The organism is Streptomyces sp. NPDC001100 (assembly GCF_053598575.1).
Map to the genome: position 1 here is coordinate 37,188 of NZ_JBSFKO010000028.1, position 15,364 is coordinate 52,551.

The 15,364-nt window shown below is 71.1% G+C and carries 14 protein-coding genes; 11 read left to right on the forward strand and 3 right to left on the reverse strand.

Going from position 1 to position 15,364, the window contains the following annotated elements:
* The first annotated feature begins 17 nt into the window (after window positions 1–17).
* From ACWDEW_RS33015 to ACWDEW_RS33030, 4 genes are read left to right on the forward strand one after another with little or no spacing between them, the layout of a single operon-like run.
* Window positions 18–1,577, forward strand: a complete 1,560-nt coding sequence (locus tag ACWDEW_RS33015; protein WP_450517638.1) for a GMC oxidoreductase — start codon at window positions 18–20, stop codon at window positions 1,575–1,577.
* Window positions 1,574–2,185, forward strand: coding sequence for a nucleoside deaminase (locus tag ACWDEW_RS33020; protein WP_450517640.1), 612 nt, complete (start codon window positions 1,574–1,576; stop codon window positions 2,183–2,185). The genes ACWDEW_RS33015 and ACWDEW_RS33020 overlap by 4 nt, the downstream gene beginning before the upstream one ends.
* On the forward strand, window positions 2,182–3,120 hold the full coding sequence (locus ACWDEW_RS33025; protein ID WP_450517642.1) for a sugar phosphate isomerase/epimerase family protein: 939 nt from the start codon (window positions 2,182–2,184) through the stop codon (window positions 3,118–3,120). Before ACWDEW_RS33020 ends, ACWDEW_RS33025 begins: the two co-directional genes overlap by 4 nt.
* On the forward strand, window positions 3,117–3,890 hold the full coding sequence (locus ACWDEW_RS33030) for a TIM barrel protein (RefSeq protein WP_450517644.1): 774 nt from the start codon (window positions 3,117–3,119) through the stop codon (window positions 3,888–3,890). Before ACWDEW_RS33025 ends, ACWDEW_RS33030 begins: the two co-directional genes overlap by 4 nt.
* A gap of 88 nt (window positions 3,891–3,978) precedes the next feature.
* Here ACWDEW_RS33030 and ACWDEW_RS33035 read toward each other — a convergent pair whose 3' ends face one another.
* Window positions 3,979–5,037 carry a LacI family DNA-binding transcriptional regulator gene (locus ACWDEW_RS33035; protein WP_450517645.1) on the reverse strand — a complete coding sequence of 353 codons (1,059 nt, stop codon included), beginning with the start codon at window positions 5,035–5,037 and terminating at the stop codon, window positions 3,979–3,981.
* A 148-nt stretch (window positions 5,038–5,185) separates the two neighbouring features.
* Here ACWDEW_RS33035 and ACWDEW_RS33040 point away from each other — a divergent pair, with 148 nt between their 5' ends.
* The 4 genes from ACWDEW_RS33040 to ACWDEW_RS33055 all read left to right on the forward strand — a co-directional run bounded on the left by ACWDEW_RS33040 (window position 5,186) and on the right by ACWDEW_RS33055 (window position 9,287).
* On the forward strand, window positions 5,186–6,304 hold the full coding sequence (locus tag ACWDEW_RS33040) for a substrate-binding domain-containing protein (protein ID WP_450517647.1): 1,119 nt from the start codon (window positions 5,186–5,188) through the stop codon (window positions 6,302–6,304).
* Between the two features lie 120 nt (window positions 6,305–6,424).
* Window positions 6,425–7,459, forward strand: coding sequence for an ABC transporter permease (locus ACWDEW_RS33045; RefSeq protein WP_450517649.1), 1,035 nt, complete (start codon window positions 6,425–6,427; stop codon window positions 7,457–7,459).
* Window positions 7,456–8,238, forward strand: coding sequence for an ATP-binding cassette domain-containing protein (locus ACWDEW_RS33050; RefSeq protein ID WP_450517651.1), 783 nt, complete (start codon window positions 7,456–7,458; stop codon window positions 8,236–8,238). Before ACWDEW_RS33045 ends, ACWDEW_RS33050 begins: the two co-directional genes overlap by 4 nt.
* Entirely contained in the window at window positions 8,235–9,287 is a 1,053-nt protein-coding gene (locus tag ACWDEW_RS33055) for an aldose epimerase family protein (protein ID WP_450517653.1), read from the forward strand. The genes ACWDEW_RS33050 and ACWDEW_RS33055 overlap by 4 nt, the downstream gene beginning before the upstream one ends.
* A 7-nt stretch (window positions 9,288–9,294) precedes the next feature.
* Here the strand turns inward: ACWDEW_RS33055 and ACWDEW_RS33060 are convergent, their stop codons facing one another.
* Window positions 9,295–10,365, reverse strand: coding sequence for a carbon-nitrogen hydrolase family protein (locus ACWDEW_RS33060; RefSeq protein WP_450517655.1), 1,071 nt, complete (start codon window positions 10,363–10,365; stop codon window positions 9,295–9,297).
* Window positions 10,366–10,384: 19 nt separating this feature from the next.
* The gene (locus tag ACWDEW_RS33065; RefSeq protein WP_450517657.1) at window positions 10,385–11,404 is read right to left on the reverse strand and encodes a phenylacetaldoxime dehydratase family protein; all 1,020 of its coding nucleotides are present in this window, start codon (window positions 11,402–11,404) and stop codon (window positions 10,385–10,387) included.
* Window positions 11,405–11,621: 217 nt separating this feature from the next.
* On the opposite strand from ACWDEW_RS33065, the gene ACWDEW_RS33070 reads away from it, so the two are divergent.
* From ACWDEW_RS33070 to ACWDEW_RS33080, 3 genes are all read left to right on the forward strand, one after another.
* Window positions 11,622–12,587 (forward strand): AraC-like ligand-binding domain-containing protein, encoded by a 966-nt coding sequence (locus ACWDEW_RS33070; protein ID WP_450517659.1) that lies wholly within the window; start codon window positions 11,622–11,624, stop codon window positions 12,585–12,587.
* A gap of 182 nt (window positions 12,588–12,769) precedes the next feature.
* Window positions 12,770–13,795 (forward strand): Ppx/GppA phosphatase family protein, encoded by a 1,026-nt coding sequence (locus tag ACWDEW_RS33075; RefSeq protein ID WP_450517793.1) that lies wholly within the window; start codon window positions 12,770–12,772, stop codon window positions 13,793–13,795.
* Between the two features lie 258 nt (window positions 13,796–14,053).
* Window positions 14,054–15,280 carry a PP2C family protein-serine/threonine phosphatase gene (locus tag ACWDEW_RS33080; protein WP_450517661.1) on the forward strand — a complete coding sequence of 409 codons (1,227 nt, stop codon included), beginning with the start codon at window positions 14,054–14,056 and terminating at the stop codon, window positions 15,278–15,280.
* Window positions 15,281–15,364 lie beyond the last annotated feature (84 nt).

Below are 15,364 nucleotides of genomic sequence, written 5' to 3' on the forward strand. Positions count from 1 at the left end.
GACTTTGGAGTTTCCCTGTGACCGACACCCCGCACACCGACGTCCTCATCGTGGGCAGCGGCATCATGGGATCCGTGGCGGCCCGGCTGTTGCGGGACGGCGATCCGGGGCTGGGCATCACGATGGTCGAGGGCGGCAGCGCCATCGGCAGGACGCCTGGGCTGCATCTGCACGACATCGACGACCCGGTCCTCTGGTCGCGCTACAACGAACAGGTCGTCAGCGGTGTCCAGGGCATGTACACCGGCGCCGAGGTGGTGCGGGAGGCGGCGGCCAGCCTCACCGAGCTGACGCCCGGAATGTTCCACGCGCTGGCCTTCGGCGAGGACGCCGAGGCGATGCCCGCGACGGCACTGGCGTGGAACGCGGGCGGCATGGGCGTGCACTGGACCGCCGCGACCCCGTGGCCCGCCGGGGACGAGGTGTTCGACTTCGGCGACCCGGCCGGATGGGCGGCGGACCTGGACACCGCGCGCCGACTGCTCGCCGTCACGCCTTCCCCCATCGGCCCCACCGAGGCCGGCCGTCTGGTTCTCGACGTACTGCGAAGGCGCTACGACGCCACCGCGCCGGCCGACCGGCGCCCGCAGCCGATGCCCATGGCCGTCACGACGACGGCATCCGGCCCCATGCCGCGCACCGCGCCGGGGACGATCTTCCCGCCCGTCGCGTCCGGCGGAGACCCGGCGTTCACCCTGCTGACGGCAACACTCGCCACCCGCCTGCTCGTCTCCGACGGCCGGGTCACCGGCGCCCGACTGCGTCGCGTCTCCGACGGCACGGAGACCGACCTCCACGCGGACACCGTCATCGTGTGCGCCGACGCGCTGCGCACCCCGCAGCTGCTGTTCGCCTCGGGCATCCGCCCCCCGGCCCTGGGCCGCCACCTCAACGAGCACGCGTTCATCACCGCCCGGGTGCTGCTCGACCTGGACCGGTTCGGCATCGCACAGGACGACCTGCCCCTGCCGCGCACCGGCGAGTTCAGCACGGACTCGCTCTGGCTGCCGCAGAACGGCACGGCGCAGCCCTTCCACGGACAGATCATGAACCGGACCTACGTCGACGACGACGGGCGCCCGCTCGCACACGCCGTGGGCCTCACGCTGTATGCCCCCGTCGAGTCGCGCCCCGAGAACCGTCTCGTCTTCTCGGAGTCGGAGACCGACCTCGCCGGACTGCCGCGCATCCGTGTCGAGTTCGACCACTCCGACACCGACCGCGCCCTGATCGACCGGGCTCTCGCCGAAGTCCGGTCACTGGCCGAGGAGTTCGGTCCCTTCGACCCCGCGACCGAACTCGCACTGCTGCCGCCCGGCTCCTCCCTGCACCTGACCGGCACGGTCCGGGCGGGCACCGCCGACGACGGCACGACCGTCTGCGACCCGGACGGCCGGGTATGGGGCTACGACAACCTGTACCTCGCCGGCAACGGCGTGATCCCCACCCCGATGGCCGCAAACGTCACCCTGACCGGCGCGGTGACCGCCGTACGGGCCGCCCGAGCCGTCGCCGCCCGAGCCGTCACCACCCGTACCGCGCCGCTGGCCGCGCACCGAGAGGAAGCCCGAACGTGATCGACATCGCGAAGGAATACCGCGTGGCGCTGTCCCCGTGGATCGACGACGAGCTGGCCGACGTGCCGGCGGTGGTCCCCGACCGCGCGGACCGGATGCGGCTCGTGCACCGCCTGGCCGACCGCAACTGGCGGGAGGGCAACGGCGGTCCGTTCGCGGCTCTCGTCGCCGAGCGCGGCACCGGCCGGATCGTGTCGGTGGGCGTGAACGTCGTGCTCGCCTCCGGTGTCTCCAGCGCGCACGCGGAGGTGGTGGCCCTGGGACTGGCCCAAACGGCCGTCGGCGGCTGGGACTTGGGCGCGGAAGGGGTGCCCGTCCACGAACTCGTCGTCAACTGGCGCCCCTGCGTGCAGTGTTACGGGGCCACGATGTGGTCCGGGGTGCGCGGTCTCGTGGTCGCGGGGGAGGGGCCCGAGCTGGAGGAGATCACCACGTTCGACGAGGGCCCCCTCGGCGCGGACTGGGCCGAGCAGTTCGAGGCACGCGGGATCGAGGTCGTAGGAGACGTCCTCCGGGACGAGGCGCTGGCCGTGTTCCGCAACTACCGCAAGGCGGTCGACGCGGCCGACGGGATCGTCGTCTACAACGCCCGCGGAGGTACCGCGTGACCGTCACGACACCGCGTTTCGCCACCGACGTGATCACCTTCTACCACCCGGACTTCTGGAACCTCCCCTCGGCCGAGGCGGTTCGCGACTGGGCCCTCGCCCACCCCGAGCGATTCTGGGCACGGGTGATGGACGCGCTGGTCGAATCCGGTGTCACGGGCATCGAGCTGACCTTCGCCCCGGGCGACATCGCCTCGGCCCTGCGGGCCTTCGGCAGCGCGCCCGCCTTCCGCCGCGATCTGGCGGCCCGCGGCCTGTCCGTCGTCAGCGCGTTCATCGCCGACAGCGACGCACCCGGCTGGCGGGACGGCGACAACCTGCCCGCGATCGTCGCCGACGCCGAACGCAGGGCGGCCTTCCTCGCCGACGTGGGCGCGGAACTCCTTGTCGCAGGCCTGCCCATGCGGACGACCTTCGGCACGCGACCGCCCTTCTTTGTCGACGCCGCGTACATGACCCGCATGGCCGACATCGCGCACGCGGTCGGAGAGGCCGTCTCGCGTCTCGGCGTGAGGCTCGCCTTCCACACGGAGTCCAACAGCACCCTCTGGTACGAGCGGGACATCGACCTGTTCATGGCCCTGACCGACCCGCGCTACGTCTGGCTCTGCCCCGACTCCTGCCACATCGCCCTCGGCGGCGGAGACCCGGTGGCGGTGGCCCGCCGCCACATCCCGCGCATTGCCCTCGCCCACTGGAAGGACGCGGTCGGGCCCATCGACGTCGAACTCGCCGTCGACGAAACGGTCTTCGCCCAACAGCAGCCCTACATGGCCGAGTTGGGCTCGGGCATCGTCGACTGGCAGGGCTGGGCCGAGGTCATGTCGCGCACCCCCGGCGCCGACACCGTACTCGTCGAACTGGACGAGGCGGCCGACCCGGTTGCCGCCCTCAGAGCCGGAACGGCCGTGGCGAGAAAGGCGGTTCGCCCGTGATCGACTTCTCCGCCTGCGTCGAGATGATGTTCCTGGAGAACCAACGCCCTCTCGACGACCGCGTACGCGCCGCGGCCGACTCCGGATTCCGCGCGGTGGAAATCTGGGAGTGGTGGAACAAGGACCTCTCCCGCCTCAGCCGCGCACTGGACTCCACCGACACACGCCTGATCACGCTGTGCGTCGAGTCGTGGCGGGACAAGTGCGACCTGGGCGACCCGTCGTCGCACGAGGAGTTCCTCACCCGCGTACGGGCAGCCGCCGACGCGGCACGACGACTCAACACGCCGGGGCTCGTGGTCCTCGCCGGAGACGTCGTCCCGGGAATCGAACCGGCCACCCAGCTCCGCAACGCGCGCACGGCTCTCGCACGGGCCGGAGAGGAAGCCGGCGGCTATGGCCTCGAACTGCTCGTGGAGGTCGTCAATCGCGCGGACGAGGGCCCCAACGCCCTGATCTCCGACTCACGGTCGGCGCTTTCCCTCCTGCGCGCGATCGACCTCCCGAACGTCCGCTTCCTCTACGACCGCTACCACGCCGTCCTCAACGGCGAGCCCCTCGGAGCCGAGATCCAGGACGCCGTGCCGTTGCTCGGTCACGTCCAGGCAGCCGACATCCCGGGTCGCCACGAATTCGGCACCGGGACCATCGACTGGGCCACGGAACTCGCCTGGCTCCAAACGGCCGGATACGACGGTTACGTAGGTATCGAGGCGACACCGCTCGGCGACAGCAGCAAGGTCTACGCCGTTGCCCGTGGCCTCCTCTGACGGCCGGAACCATCAGGTCAGGGTTGTTGACCAGTGCCTTCACTCTCTGTGGGGCGGTGGTTCGCAGCTCGTGCGGCGGTTCAGCGGTTCAGCCGTGGTGGGGTCCGCCGGCTGTGATCTCGCCGGAACCCCGCTCGATCAGCCGGGTCGGAATGGTGACGGCGCGGGTGGGTGACCGGTCGCCGTCCAGTCTGCGGAAGAGCATCTCGGCGGCTGTCCTGCCCAGCTGCTCGACGTCCTGGGCGATGACGGAGATGCCCGGGCTGAGGATGTCGGCCAGGGGAAAGTCGTCGAAGCCCACATGGGCGACGGTGTCCTGGAGGCCGAGTGCGCGCAGCGCTCGCACGGCCCCTATGGTGACGAAGTTCTGGCTGGTGAACAGCGCGGTGGGCGGGTTCGGCAGCGCCAGGAGCCGCCGCGTCGCGGCGATCGCGGATTCCTCGCTGGCCCCGGTGTGCCGGACGATCTCGTCGTCGTACTCGATGTGCCCGACCTCCAGGGCGTGCCGGTAGCCGTCGAAACGCTGGGCGGCGGTGGAGATGGTCGCGCGGTCGCCGAGGTAGGCGATGCGGCGGTGGCCGGCCTTCAGCAGGTGGTTGACGGCGGTGAGGGCGCCCTGGCGGTTGTCGGAGACGACGGTGTCCGCGTCGAGCAGGCTGGGCTCGCGGTCGACGAAGACCATGCAGGTGCCCGAACGCTGCTCGCTGATCAGATAGCTGTGGTCGCGGCCGGCCGGCACGATCACCAGGCCGTCGACCCGCCGGTCTATGAGAGCGCGGGCCAACTCCCGTTCCCGGGCCGGGTCCTCGTCGAGGCTTCCGACCAGGACGAGCACTCCGCGCCCGCGTGCCACGTTCTCCACGGTACGGGTCAGGGCCGCCGAGAAGGGGTTCGCCGAGTCCTCGACAAGCATCCCGATCGTGGCCGTCCGGCCGTCCCCGCGACGCAGGCTGCTGGCTGTCAGGTTGGGCCGGTAGCCCAGTTTGTCGGCGGCCTCGCGCACCCGGGCGGCGATCGCCGGATCGACGGTGGGCACCTCGTTGACCACGCGGGAGACCGTCTTGATGGCGACGCCTGCCAGTGCCGCCACCTCGCGCATGGTGGGGCGGCTGCGGGGGGACGGCGACGGCGGCTCGCCCTGAGTCATCGTTGTCTCCAACTGATTACGCGTTACCGACTTGTTGCCGACGCATGTTTACCAGTGTCTTGACGCGCTCGTCCATACGGGCCCACTATCCCGTCGAGTCAACGTTGTCTCAGCGTCGACCAAGGGACGGCTCGAAAGGGATCACGTCATGAACCTCTCCTCCAGCCAGGCAGCGGGCCTCCGCAGTCGGCGCACCCGGGCGGCAGCCATCGGCATCACCGTGTGCCTCGGCGCCAGCCTCGCCGCCTGCGGCTCCTCCGACTCGGGCTCCTCGTCGTCCGGCAGCGGGAAGGTAGGTGTTTCACTGATCCTGAAGACGCTGAGCAACCCGTACTTCGTGAGCATGGAGAAGGACGCCAAGACCCAGGCCGCCAAGGACAAGGTGAGCCTCACCGTGGCGGCGGGAACGTCGGACGGCGACACCCAGACCCAGATCACCGCCATAGACAACGCCGTCTCGCGCGGCGACAAGGGCATCCTGATCACCACGAACGGCGACGCGGTGAACACCGCGCTCAAGCGCGCCAAGCAGGCCGGCCTCTTCGTGATCGCCCTGGACACCGCACCGAACCCGCCGAGCGTCGCGGACATCACCTACGCGACCGACAACGAGCAGGCGGGCAAGCTCGACGGCCAGTACGCGGCGGCGGCCCTGGACGGCAAGCCCGCGGTCATCGCCATGCTCGACCTGTTCAACAACCAGGTCGTCTCGGTGGACATCGACCGCGACCACGGCTTCCTGGAGGGCATGGGCATCGACCCGGGCAGCAAGACCGAGAACGGCAAGGAGGCCAAGACCGGGAAGTACACCGCCGGCAAGGGCGGCACGTACACGGTCGCCTGCCACCAGCCCACCCAGGGCGCCATCGACGGCGGACGCACCGCGATGGAGAACTGCCTGTCGGCCAACCCGAACATCAACGTGGTCTACGCGATCAACGAACCGGCGGGCGAGGGCGCGTACAACGCGCTGAAGGCGGCGAACAAGCAGAAGAGCGTCGCGATCTACGCGATCGACGGCAGCTGCTCGGGCCTGAAGAACGTCACCAGCGGCGAGTTCGCCGCCGACGCCGTGCAGTACCCGGGCAAGATGGCCGCCCTCGGCGTCAGCTCCATCGCGAAGCTCGCCCGCGGCGGCAGCAAGCCCAGCGTCACCAACGGCAAGTCGTTCTACGACACCGGCACCGCGCTGGTCGCCGCCAAGGCCCTCGGGGGTCTGACGGTCCAGTCCCCGACGCAGGCCGCGTCCGCCTGCTGGGGCAGCTGACCCGGCCGGCCGGGTGGGCCGCCGGCAGCCGTCACGGCACCGGCGGCCCACCCGCACCAGCCCGTACGTCATGAGCTCCTACGAAGGCCCGCACGAGGGAAAGAACCGGAAGGACCCCCTGTGACCACCCACGTGGACAGTGAAGCGACACCGGCGCCGGCGGAGGACTTCCTCAACCGGCCCGCCACGCCGGCCCAGCGCATCCAGTCGGTGCTGCACCGTCAGCCGGCACTCAGCCCGGCGATCGTCCTGGTGCTCGCCGCCATTGTGTTCTCCCTGGTCAACGAGCGCTTCTACGCGTTGCAGAACCTGTCGCTCATCGCCCAACAGGTGGCCGTCATCGGCTCGTTGGCCGTCGGCCAGACCGTCATCATCCTCACGGCCGGCATCGACCTGTCCATCGGCGCGGTCATGGTGCTGGCGTCGCTGCTGATGTCGAAGCTCGTCGCGGACAACCACCTGCCGGGCGTGCTGGCCCTGCTCGCGGGAGCGGCCGTCGCCGTCGCCGCGCAGGCCGTCAACGGCCTGCTGGTGACCAGGATCAAGCTGCCACCGTTCATCGTCACGCTCGGCACCCTCAGCATCTTCACCGCGATCACGCTCATCTACGCCAAGGGCCAGACCGTCTCGCTGGAGCCGGGCAACATCCTCATGTGGAGCGCGGACACGGTCTCCATCGGGCAACTGAACCTGACCACAGGTGTGCTGCTCATGATCGCCCTGTACGCGGTGGTCGGCTACGCCCTGCGCTACACCGCCTGGGGCCGGCACCTGTACGCCGTGGGCGACGACATCGAGGCCGCCCGCCTGGCCGGCATCTCCGTCAACCGGGTGCTGCTGAGCGCCTACCTGGTCGGCGGTTTCGCCATCGCCGTGGGCGCCTGGATCCTGGTCGGCCGGGTCGGCGGCGGTGACCCCAACAGCGGGCTCAACGCCAACCTGCAGTCCATCACTGCCGTCGTCATCGGCGGCACCAGCCTGTTCGGCGGCCGCGGCGTGGTGCTCGGCTCGCTGATCGGCGCGCTCATCGTCCAGGTCTTCGTCAACGGTCTGGCACTGGCCGGGATCGACCCCAACTACCAAGTCCTGACAGTCGGCGTGCTGGTGATCGCGGCTGTCTCCGTCGACCAGTGGATCCGGAGTGTGAAGTCGTGACGACCCCCACCGCCCCCGTTCTCGAAGCCAAGGGCCTGGTCAAGGTCTTCGGCCGGGTCGTCGGCCTGAACGACGTCGACCTCACCCTCTACCCCGGCGAGGTTCTCGCCGTCATCGGCGACAACGGCGCCGGGAAGTCCACCCTGATCAAGTGCCTCTCCGGGGCGCTCGTCCCCGATCAGGGCAGCATCCTGGTCGACGGCTCCGAGGTGAACTTCAAGCGGCCGCAGGACGCCCGCGAGGCCGGCATCGAGACGGTCTACCAGACCCTCGCCGTGGCCCCGGCGCTGGACATCGCCAGCAACCTGTTCCTCGCCCGCGAGATCCGGCGCAAGGGTGTGCTCGGCTCGGTGTTCCGCATGCTCGACACCGGCGAGATGAAGCGTCAGGCGTCCGACCACATCAAGCGCCTGGGCATCAGCACCCTGCAGAACATCAACCAGGCCGTGGAGACGCTCTCCGGCGGCCAGCGCCAGTCGGTGGCCGTCGCCCGCGCGGGCGCCTTCGGCGGTCGTGTCGTCATCCTCGACGAACCCACCGCCGCGCTGGGCGTCCGCGAGACCGGCCAGGTGCTCAAGCTCGTCCGCGACCTGCGCGACCAGGGCCTCGGCATCATCCTGATCAGCCACAACATGCCCAACGTCTTCGACGTCGCCGACCGCATCCACATCCAGCGCCTCGGCGGCTGCGCCGGGGTCATCACCCCGCAGTCGCACTCCATGGAGGACGCGGTCGCCATCATGACCGGGGCGAAGAAGCTCGTTCCGGAAGCCGGGTGACAGGCGGGGGCGGGACCCGGGACGGGACTGCCGACACCTTCCGGATCGCCGAGGGCAGCCTCGGCGAGGAACCCACCGTGAGCGTCTCCGCGCCGGACGGCGCGGTGCGCGCCGTCCTCGCCCTGCGCGGGGCGACACTGCTGAGCTGGCAGGTAGGAAACGGAGCCGCCGGGCAGCCCACGGAACTGACGGAACTCACGGACGGCTACCGCGACGAGGCCGAACTCCTGTCGCAGGACGGTGTACGGGCGGGCCTGCTCGCCCCGTTCCCCAACCGTGTGGCCGACGGCCGCTATCGCTACGGCGGTTGCGACCACGACCTGCTGCCCGGCCGCGTCGGCGAGCGCACGGTCTACCACGGCTTCGCACGCGAAGCACCGTTCCGGCTCGTCGCGGCCACCATGACGCCCGACTCGGCACGGCTGCTGCTGCGCAGCACGACCATCCGACCCGGGCGGTACCCCGGCTACCCGTTCGCGCTCGACCTCGACGTGGAGTACACGGTCGGCCGCCATGACCTGGGCATCGAGATCAGGGCGACGAACGTGGGGGAGACCGCCGCCCCCTACGCGGCGGGTTGGCACCCGTACTTCACCCTCTCCCGCCCCATCGACGAGCTGGTCCTGCGGATCCCCGCCCACACGCTGATCCGCACCGACGACTGCCTCATCCCCCTGCGCGGAAAGGACGCCCTGCTGTCCCTGGACCAGCGCCCCGACATGGACTTCCGTACGCCCAGGAGGCTCGGCGACGCCGTCATCGACGCCTGCTTCGCCGACCTGACCCCCGGCTCCGGGGGCCGCACCGAGACGGTACTGAGCGATCCCGCGACCGGAGACGAACTACGGGTGTGGCAGTACGGCGGGTACCTGCATGTCTTCACCGGCGACACCCTGGCCCGCGACCGGCGCGGATCCATCGCGCTGGAGCCCGTCGAGGTACCCACGGACGCCTTCAACCGCCCGGAACTCGCCGCCGCCTTGTCACTGCAGCCGGGCCGGCGGCGGGAGTTCCGTTTCGGGGTCACGTACGTGCCCTCGACGCACTGAGCCGGCGTCAGCCGACCGCTGTCGCCTCCGGCTCTCGGACCGGCTCCGTCCCCGGTTCCGGTTCCGGCTCCGTGATGATCGCCTCGGCACCGTCGAAATGCTCGCCGGGCAGGGCGGCACAGGTGCCGTACTCCACCGGGCGTCGCTCGGCGCGGTTGAGGAGGAGCCGGGTGACGTCGGGGCGGGCGTAGTGCCCGACCGGGTCGGCGGCGGCCTTGGCGAACGGGATCGCGGTCAGGTCGATGTCGGCGTACAGGATGCCCTCTGCGTCCTCGGGCAGCGGGTCGGCCAGGGGGCGCCCGTCGGGGCCGTAGATCCGGGCGAAGCCGCCGCCGCGCTGCAGCAGTTGCTGCTTGACGGGAGTGTCGCAGAACAGCTCGACGGCCGCCTCGCCGACCACGGCGCACGGGGCGAGGACGAAGACCTGGCCCTCGGCGGCGTAGATCTGGGAGGCGGCGGTGTTGACCTCCGGGCCGAGTGCGTAGGCCGCGCCCTTGTACACGGAGAAGCTGGGCCAGGCGGCCACGTGCACCTGCTCGTGCTGGCTGAACATGGCGTACTTGGTGAGCGGTTGGAGGTGTTCCCAGCAGCACAGGGCACCGACGCGGCCGAGTTCGGTGTCGTGGACCACCAGGTCGGAGCCGTCGCCCTCGCCGAACACGGTGCGTTCCACGTGGGTGGGCTTGAGCTTGCGGCGGGCGCCGACGAGCTTGCCGTCGGCGGAGATGATCGCCTGGCCCATGTACAGGCTGCCGCCGCCGCGTTCGCTGAATCCGAGGGCCACCGCGATGGAGTTCGCGCGTGCGGCGTCGAGGAGGCGTCGGAAGCGCGGGCCTTCCAGGGTCAGTGAGTTCTCGTGGTAGCGCCCGACGAACCGCATGCCGGCGGCGGGGGAGTCCAGCCACAGCCACCAGGGGTAGCCGGGAACGAAGGTCTCGGGGAAGGCGATGAGCTGTGCCCCCGCGCGGGCGGCCTCCTCGATCAGGCCGATGCTCTTGTCGATCGTGGCGTCGGCGTCGAGCCATACCGGCTCGGCCTGGACGGCGGCCGCCTTGAAGGCCCCTGTGTACTCGACCATGGTCAACTCTCCTCTGTCGTCAGGTGGTTGGGGACAGCGGCAGGAAGCCGGTGCGCGGATCGCAGTTGACGTACTCGGCGGTCACCGAGCCGCTCGGCAGTACGGAGACCTCGTGCCAGAAGGCGACGTCCAGCGGGCCCTCTCCGCCGCCGACCATCCGGAAGAAGCTGGCGTAGATGTCCAGGTGCGTGCGGTGCGACCGGCACCAGGTCATCAGGTGTTCGAGCGAGGCGAACCAGGCGATGGTGCAGGCGCGGTCGAGCGGCGTGCCGTCGGCCGCCTCCTCGGTGAGGTTGCGGGCGGCGATACAGCCGGATCCGGCGTTCTCCGCCAGGAAGTCGACGCCCCGGTCCTTGACCGGCTTGACGTCGGCCAGGTACGTCTCGCGGTAGAGCGTGCTGGCGGACCAGTCCTGCGCGGTGCGGATCAGCGCCACGTTTCCCGGTACGTCGACGCTGACGCGGCGGCCACGAGTCTCCCGGGCCGCGGGATCCCGCGGCTCGAAGGCCGGCATCGCGGGCTCCAGCGCTTCGGAGGCCGACGCCGCGATGCGGTCGCGGGCGGCGCCCCAGTAGTCGTGCACCTGGGTCTCGGGGAGTTCGAGGGCGCCGGACTGCGAAAGACCGCTGGTCGTGTAGTCCTCACGGCGGTGCGTGTGCAGTGTCTCGTTCCGCTCGACTGGGATCACGGACTCCTCGCGCCAGTGCCCGACCGGGCCCTGCTCGGGGAGGCCGTCCCAGGCGGCGCGGACGGCGTCCGACTCCCGCCAGCGCCGGTGGCGGCCCGGGTCGTACCAGTACGCCAGCAACGCCACGTTGTGCGCTCCGGCGGTGTCGTGGAACGATCCGCGGTCGACCAGGTCCGGCCCGTCCGGCCCGGTGAACAGCGCGGCGAGGCCCGCCGCGCCCCGCTCGGCCTCCTCCCGGGACGACGCTTGGCAGCCGTACTGCGCGAAGACGAAGGCGTCCGTGCCCTTCGGGAACCGGGCACTGTAGGCGGTGAAACGAGGGGTGTGTCCCGGTGGGGCCGTTCTCGGCATGGCGCGCTCCTTCGACGAATGCGACGAACTGTCCGTGACTCGAAGCGTGGGCCGCCCGGCAGCCGCGACTTGACCACCAGCGCACCGGAACTTGCCCGAGAGGGAACTCGCGGGCGCGCGGGCCGGTGGGTCACAAAACCGATACGCGCACGTGACCTCGGAGAAGCGCTGGGCGAGGCTATATAGGACGAGCACGTCGGTCACCGGTGGAGGCGCCGTGAGCCTTGTCCTTTCCACGGACTCCGTGCCCGCAGGCGAGCGGCGGGCCTACTGGCACGATGCCGTCTGGCGCACGTTCGTGCCCCTGGACGTCTCCACCCCGAAGGCCCCCGCCGACGCGCCCTTCTCCGGAGCGGTCAGGACCGACCGCCTCGGCCACCTCCAGATCTCCACCGTGGACGCCGACCCGGAGCGGGTCTTCCGCACGCCGCGGCTGATCGCCCGGGACAGTGCCGAGTACATGCTGATCGGCCTGCAGGGGTACGGCCCCGCCGTCATCACCCAGGACGGGCGGGACGCCTTCCTGCGGCCGGGCGACTTCGCCTTCTACGACACGACCCGGCCGTACACGCTGAGCTTCCCCGACCGCTTCCAGATGAAGGTCTTCCAGCTGCCGCGACAGGCGCTCGGACTCCGGGAGACCGATCTGCGGCGTATCACCGGCGTCACCCTCCGCGGCGACGAGGGACCGGCCGCCCTGGTGGCCCCTTTCCTGGCCGGTCTCGCTTCCGCTGCCACTTCCTGCCGGCCCCCGGTCGGCGAGATGCTGGCGCGCAACGCCGTGGGCCTGCTCACCACCCTCATCGCCGAACACATCGGCCGGGACACCGCCGACGCGGACGCCGCCCACCGCGCGCTGCTGGTGCGGATCAGGGCCTTCATCGACCACCACCTCGCCGATCCCGGCCTCTCACCGGAATCGATCGCCGCCGCCCACCGCATCTCCGTCCGCTACCTGCACCGGCTCTTCCAGGACGAAGGCCCCACGGTCAGTCGCTGGATCCAGCACCGCCGCCTGGAGGAATGCCGGCGTGAGCTGAGCCGCCCCGGGCGCATGAGCCCGACCGTGGCCGCCGTCGCCCACCGCTGGGGCTTCGCCAACCCCGCGCACTTCAGCCGGGTGTTCCGGGCGGCGTACGGGATGTCCCCGCGCGAATGGCAGGCCAGAGGCGAAGGCGCCTGATACGACTCATCAGTCAGCGGGGGTGATTCGACGCGTTCTCGGCCGACTCCGGCCGCGTACCGGCGTGATGGCACGCGCTGATCGCCCCGGCCGCTCCACCGCGCTCCTGCGTGTCGGCCATGGTGGCCGGTCCCTCCCGCAGATGGCGACTGACGGCGCTCTTCCTGGGTACTCACCGGCTCATGCGGATGAGCGTGGTGGACGTGGGGTCGAACACGGTTCGGCTCGTGGTGGCGGACGTGGGGGACGGTGTGCCGTTGCCGGTGCACACGGCCAAGTGGAAGTTGCGGCTCTCCGAGCGAGTCGGGCCGCAGGGAGAGATCCCCGAGGAGGCCGTACGCCATCTCGTGAAAGCGGTGTCGGCCGCCGAGGAGACCGCCCGGAACTGGGGCGCGGCCGGGCCGCTCGCCTTCGCGACGGCGGTCGTGCGCGGCGCGCCCAACCGGCTCGACGTGCTGCGCTCGGTGCATGCCGAGACGGGGATACGACTGTCCACGCTGCCGGGGGAGTTGGAAGGCGAGCTCACGTTTCTCGGCGCCCGGCGCTGGATGGGCTGGCGGGCCGGGCCGCTCGCCCTGTTCGACATCGGGGGCGGCTCCTTCGAGGTCGCGTTCGGCCGCGGCCGGCTGCCGGACTTCGTGGCGTCGCTGCCGCTCGGGGCGGGGCGGCTGACCCGGGACTTCCTCCCCGGCCAGGAGAGGCCGCCCGAGCAGACGGTCAAGGCGATGCGGCGCGAGGTACGGCACCAACTGCGGGACGTGGCCGCGCGGATCCGCTGGGAAGGGCCACGGACCACGGTGGTGACCTCACGCACCTTCCAGCAGCTGGCCCGGCTCTGCGGTGCCGCGCCCGGGCGTCAAGGTCCGTTCGTGGAAAGGAGGTTGGTGCGGTCGGAGCTGCGCGTGGGACTCGACCGGCTGGCCGCCCTCGCGGCGTCCGAACGGGCCCTGCTCCCCGGTGTCTCGGCACCGCGGGCCGCGCAGAGCCTGGCCGGTGCCGTGGTCGGGCACACGGTGATGAAGCTGACGGGCATCAAGACCGTCACCGTCTGCCCCTGGGGCATCCGCGAGGGAATCCTGCTGCGGTACATCGAGGACGGCGGTTCGTGGTGGACCGAGCTGACGCGCCGGAGCGCCGACGCGGAACCGGTGGGACGGGCCGCCCTGCGCCTCGCGCCGGGTCCGGAACCGAGGGCCGCGGGCGGCTGACGGCTTGCGGCCCGAATTCCGTTCGCGGCTGTCGGCCGGTGCCTGTCCGCGTACGGTTCGGCGATGAAGGAGACGGTTCCGCAGCGATTCCCGGCGGCCCGTCGTACCCTCAACAGCGCTGGAAGCGGGGCGAGTTGGCCGCTGCCGGTCCAGGCCCCGCCGACCGCGTACGGGACGTCCCGGCGTACCGGTATGCTCTCGACTGTTGTCTCACGGCAACTAAGTCACGGGAGCCGGCGCGGTGGGGAGGGAAGGGCCATGATGGTGCCACGGCCGCCGGCCGACGACCTGCTGTCGGTGGACGGCGAAGGGTCCGGGCCGGAAACCTGGGTGACCTGGCAGCCCACCGTCCTGCTGGTCGAGGACGACGCGGGTGACGCGCTGCTGGTGGAGGAGCTGGTCGCCGACAGCGCACTCAAGATACGTCTGCAGTGGGTGCGGTCGATGGCCGAGGCCGCCGAGGCGCTCGCCGCCGGCGTACCGGACTGTGTGCTGCTCGATCTGCATCTGCCGGACGCGCAGGGGCTGGAGGCGCTCTCCCGGGTACGGGCGGGCGCCGAGCGGTCCGCTGTCGTGGTCCTCACTGGTCTCGCCGAGGAGGAGACCGGACTCGCCGCCGTCGCCGCCGGCGCCCAGGACTACCTGATCAAGGGCCGGGTCGAACCGGGCCTGTTCGGACGCGCGGTGCGCTATGCCATCCAGCGCAAGCAGGCCGAGCGGGCGGCGGTCGCCCTCCAGGCCAGCCGCATGCAGGCCCAGGAGAACGCCCGCCTGGAACGCGGGCTGCTGCCCAGGCCCCTGCTGCGCGGCGAGGGCGTGCAAGCGGTGGCCCGCTACCGTCCGGGGCGTGCGCAGGCACTGCTGGGGGGTGACTTCTACGACATCGTGCAGAGTGCCGACGGCACGGTCCACGCGGTGGTCGGCGACGTCTCCGGGCACGGCCCCGACGAGGCCGCCCTCGGTGTCGCCCTGCGGATCGCCTGGCGCACGCTGGTGCTCAGCGGTGTCACGGGCGCCGAACAGGTGGCCCGGCTGGAGGAACTCCTCGTCGCCGAGCGCATCCGCAGCGAGGTCTTCGCCACCCTCGTCTGTCTCACCGCCGCACCCGGCGACCGCACGGCCCGCGTGGTGCGGGCCGGGCACCACGGACTGCTGATGCGCGACAGCGCCGGTGTGGAGTGGGTGGAGGTGCCCGGCGGTCCGGCACTGGGCGTGGTTCCCGGCCTCGCGGACTGGCCGGTCGTGGATCTCTCCGTACCGGCGGGCGCGGCCGTGATCCTCTTCACCGACGGACTCTTCGAGGGGCATGTCGGCCGGGGCTCGGAGCGCCTGGGGGAGGACGGGCTGCTACGGCTCGCCCGGCAGCTGGCCGCACTGGCCCCGGAGCCGTTCGTCGACGAACTGATCGCCGGCGCCGAGGCGCTGGCCGAGACCCGGGGCGGTCTGGCGGACGACGTGGCCGTGCTGCACCTGCACTGGACATGAGGCGGCTGCCCCCGGATGTGATTCACCGCGCCGGAAATGAGCAGGTGGGACGAGAGGGTGTCGCAACGAGACGAACGGTGAGGG

Excerpts from the sequence above, each read along its gene's own strand:
- ACWDEW_RS33035 (WP_450517645.1), bottom strand. The coding sequence starts at position 5,037 with ATGACTCAGGGCGAGCCGCCGTCGCCGTCCCCCCGCAGCCGCCCCACC.
- ACWDEW_RS33040 (WP_450517647.1), top strand. The coding sequence starts at position 5,186 with ATGAACCTCTCCTCCAGCCAGGCAGCGGGCCTCCGCAGTCGGCGCACC.
- ACWDEW_RS33060 (WP_450517655.1), bottom strand. The coding sequence starts at position 10,365 with ATGGTCGAGTACACAGGGGCCTTCAAGGCGGCCGCCGTCCAGGCCGAG.
- ACWDEW_RS33065 (WP_450517657.1), bottom strand. The coding sequence starts at position 11,404 with ATGCCGAGAACGGCCCCACCGGGACACACCCCTCGTTTCACCGCCTAC.
- ACWDEW_RS33075 (WP_450517793.1), top strand. The coding sequence starts at position 12,770 with ATGCGGATGAGCGTGGTGGACGTGGGGTCGAACACGGTTCGGCTCGTG.
- ACWDEW_RS33080 (WP_450517661.1), top strand. The coding sequence starts at position 14,054 with ATGATGGTGCCACGGCCGCCGGCCGACGACCTGCTGTCGGTGGACGGC.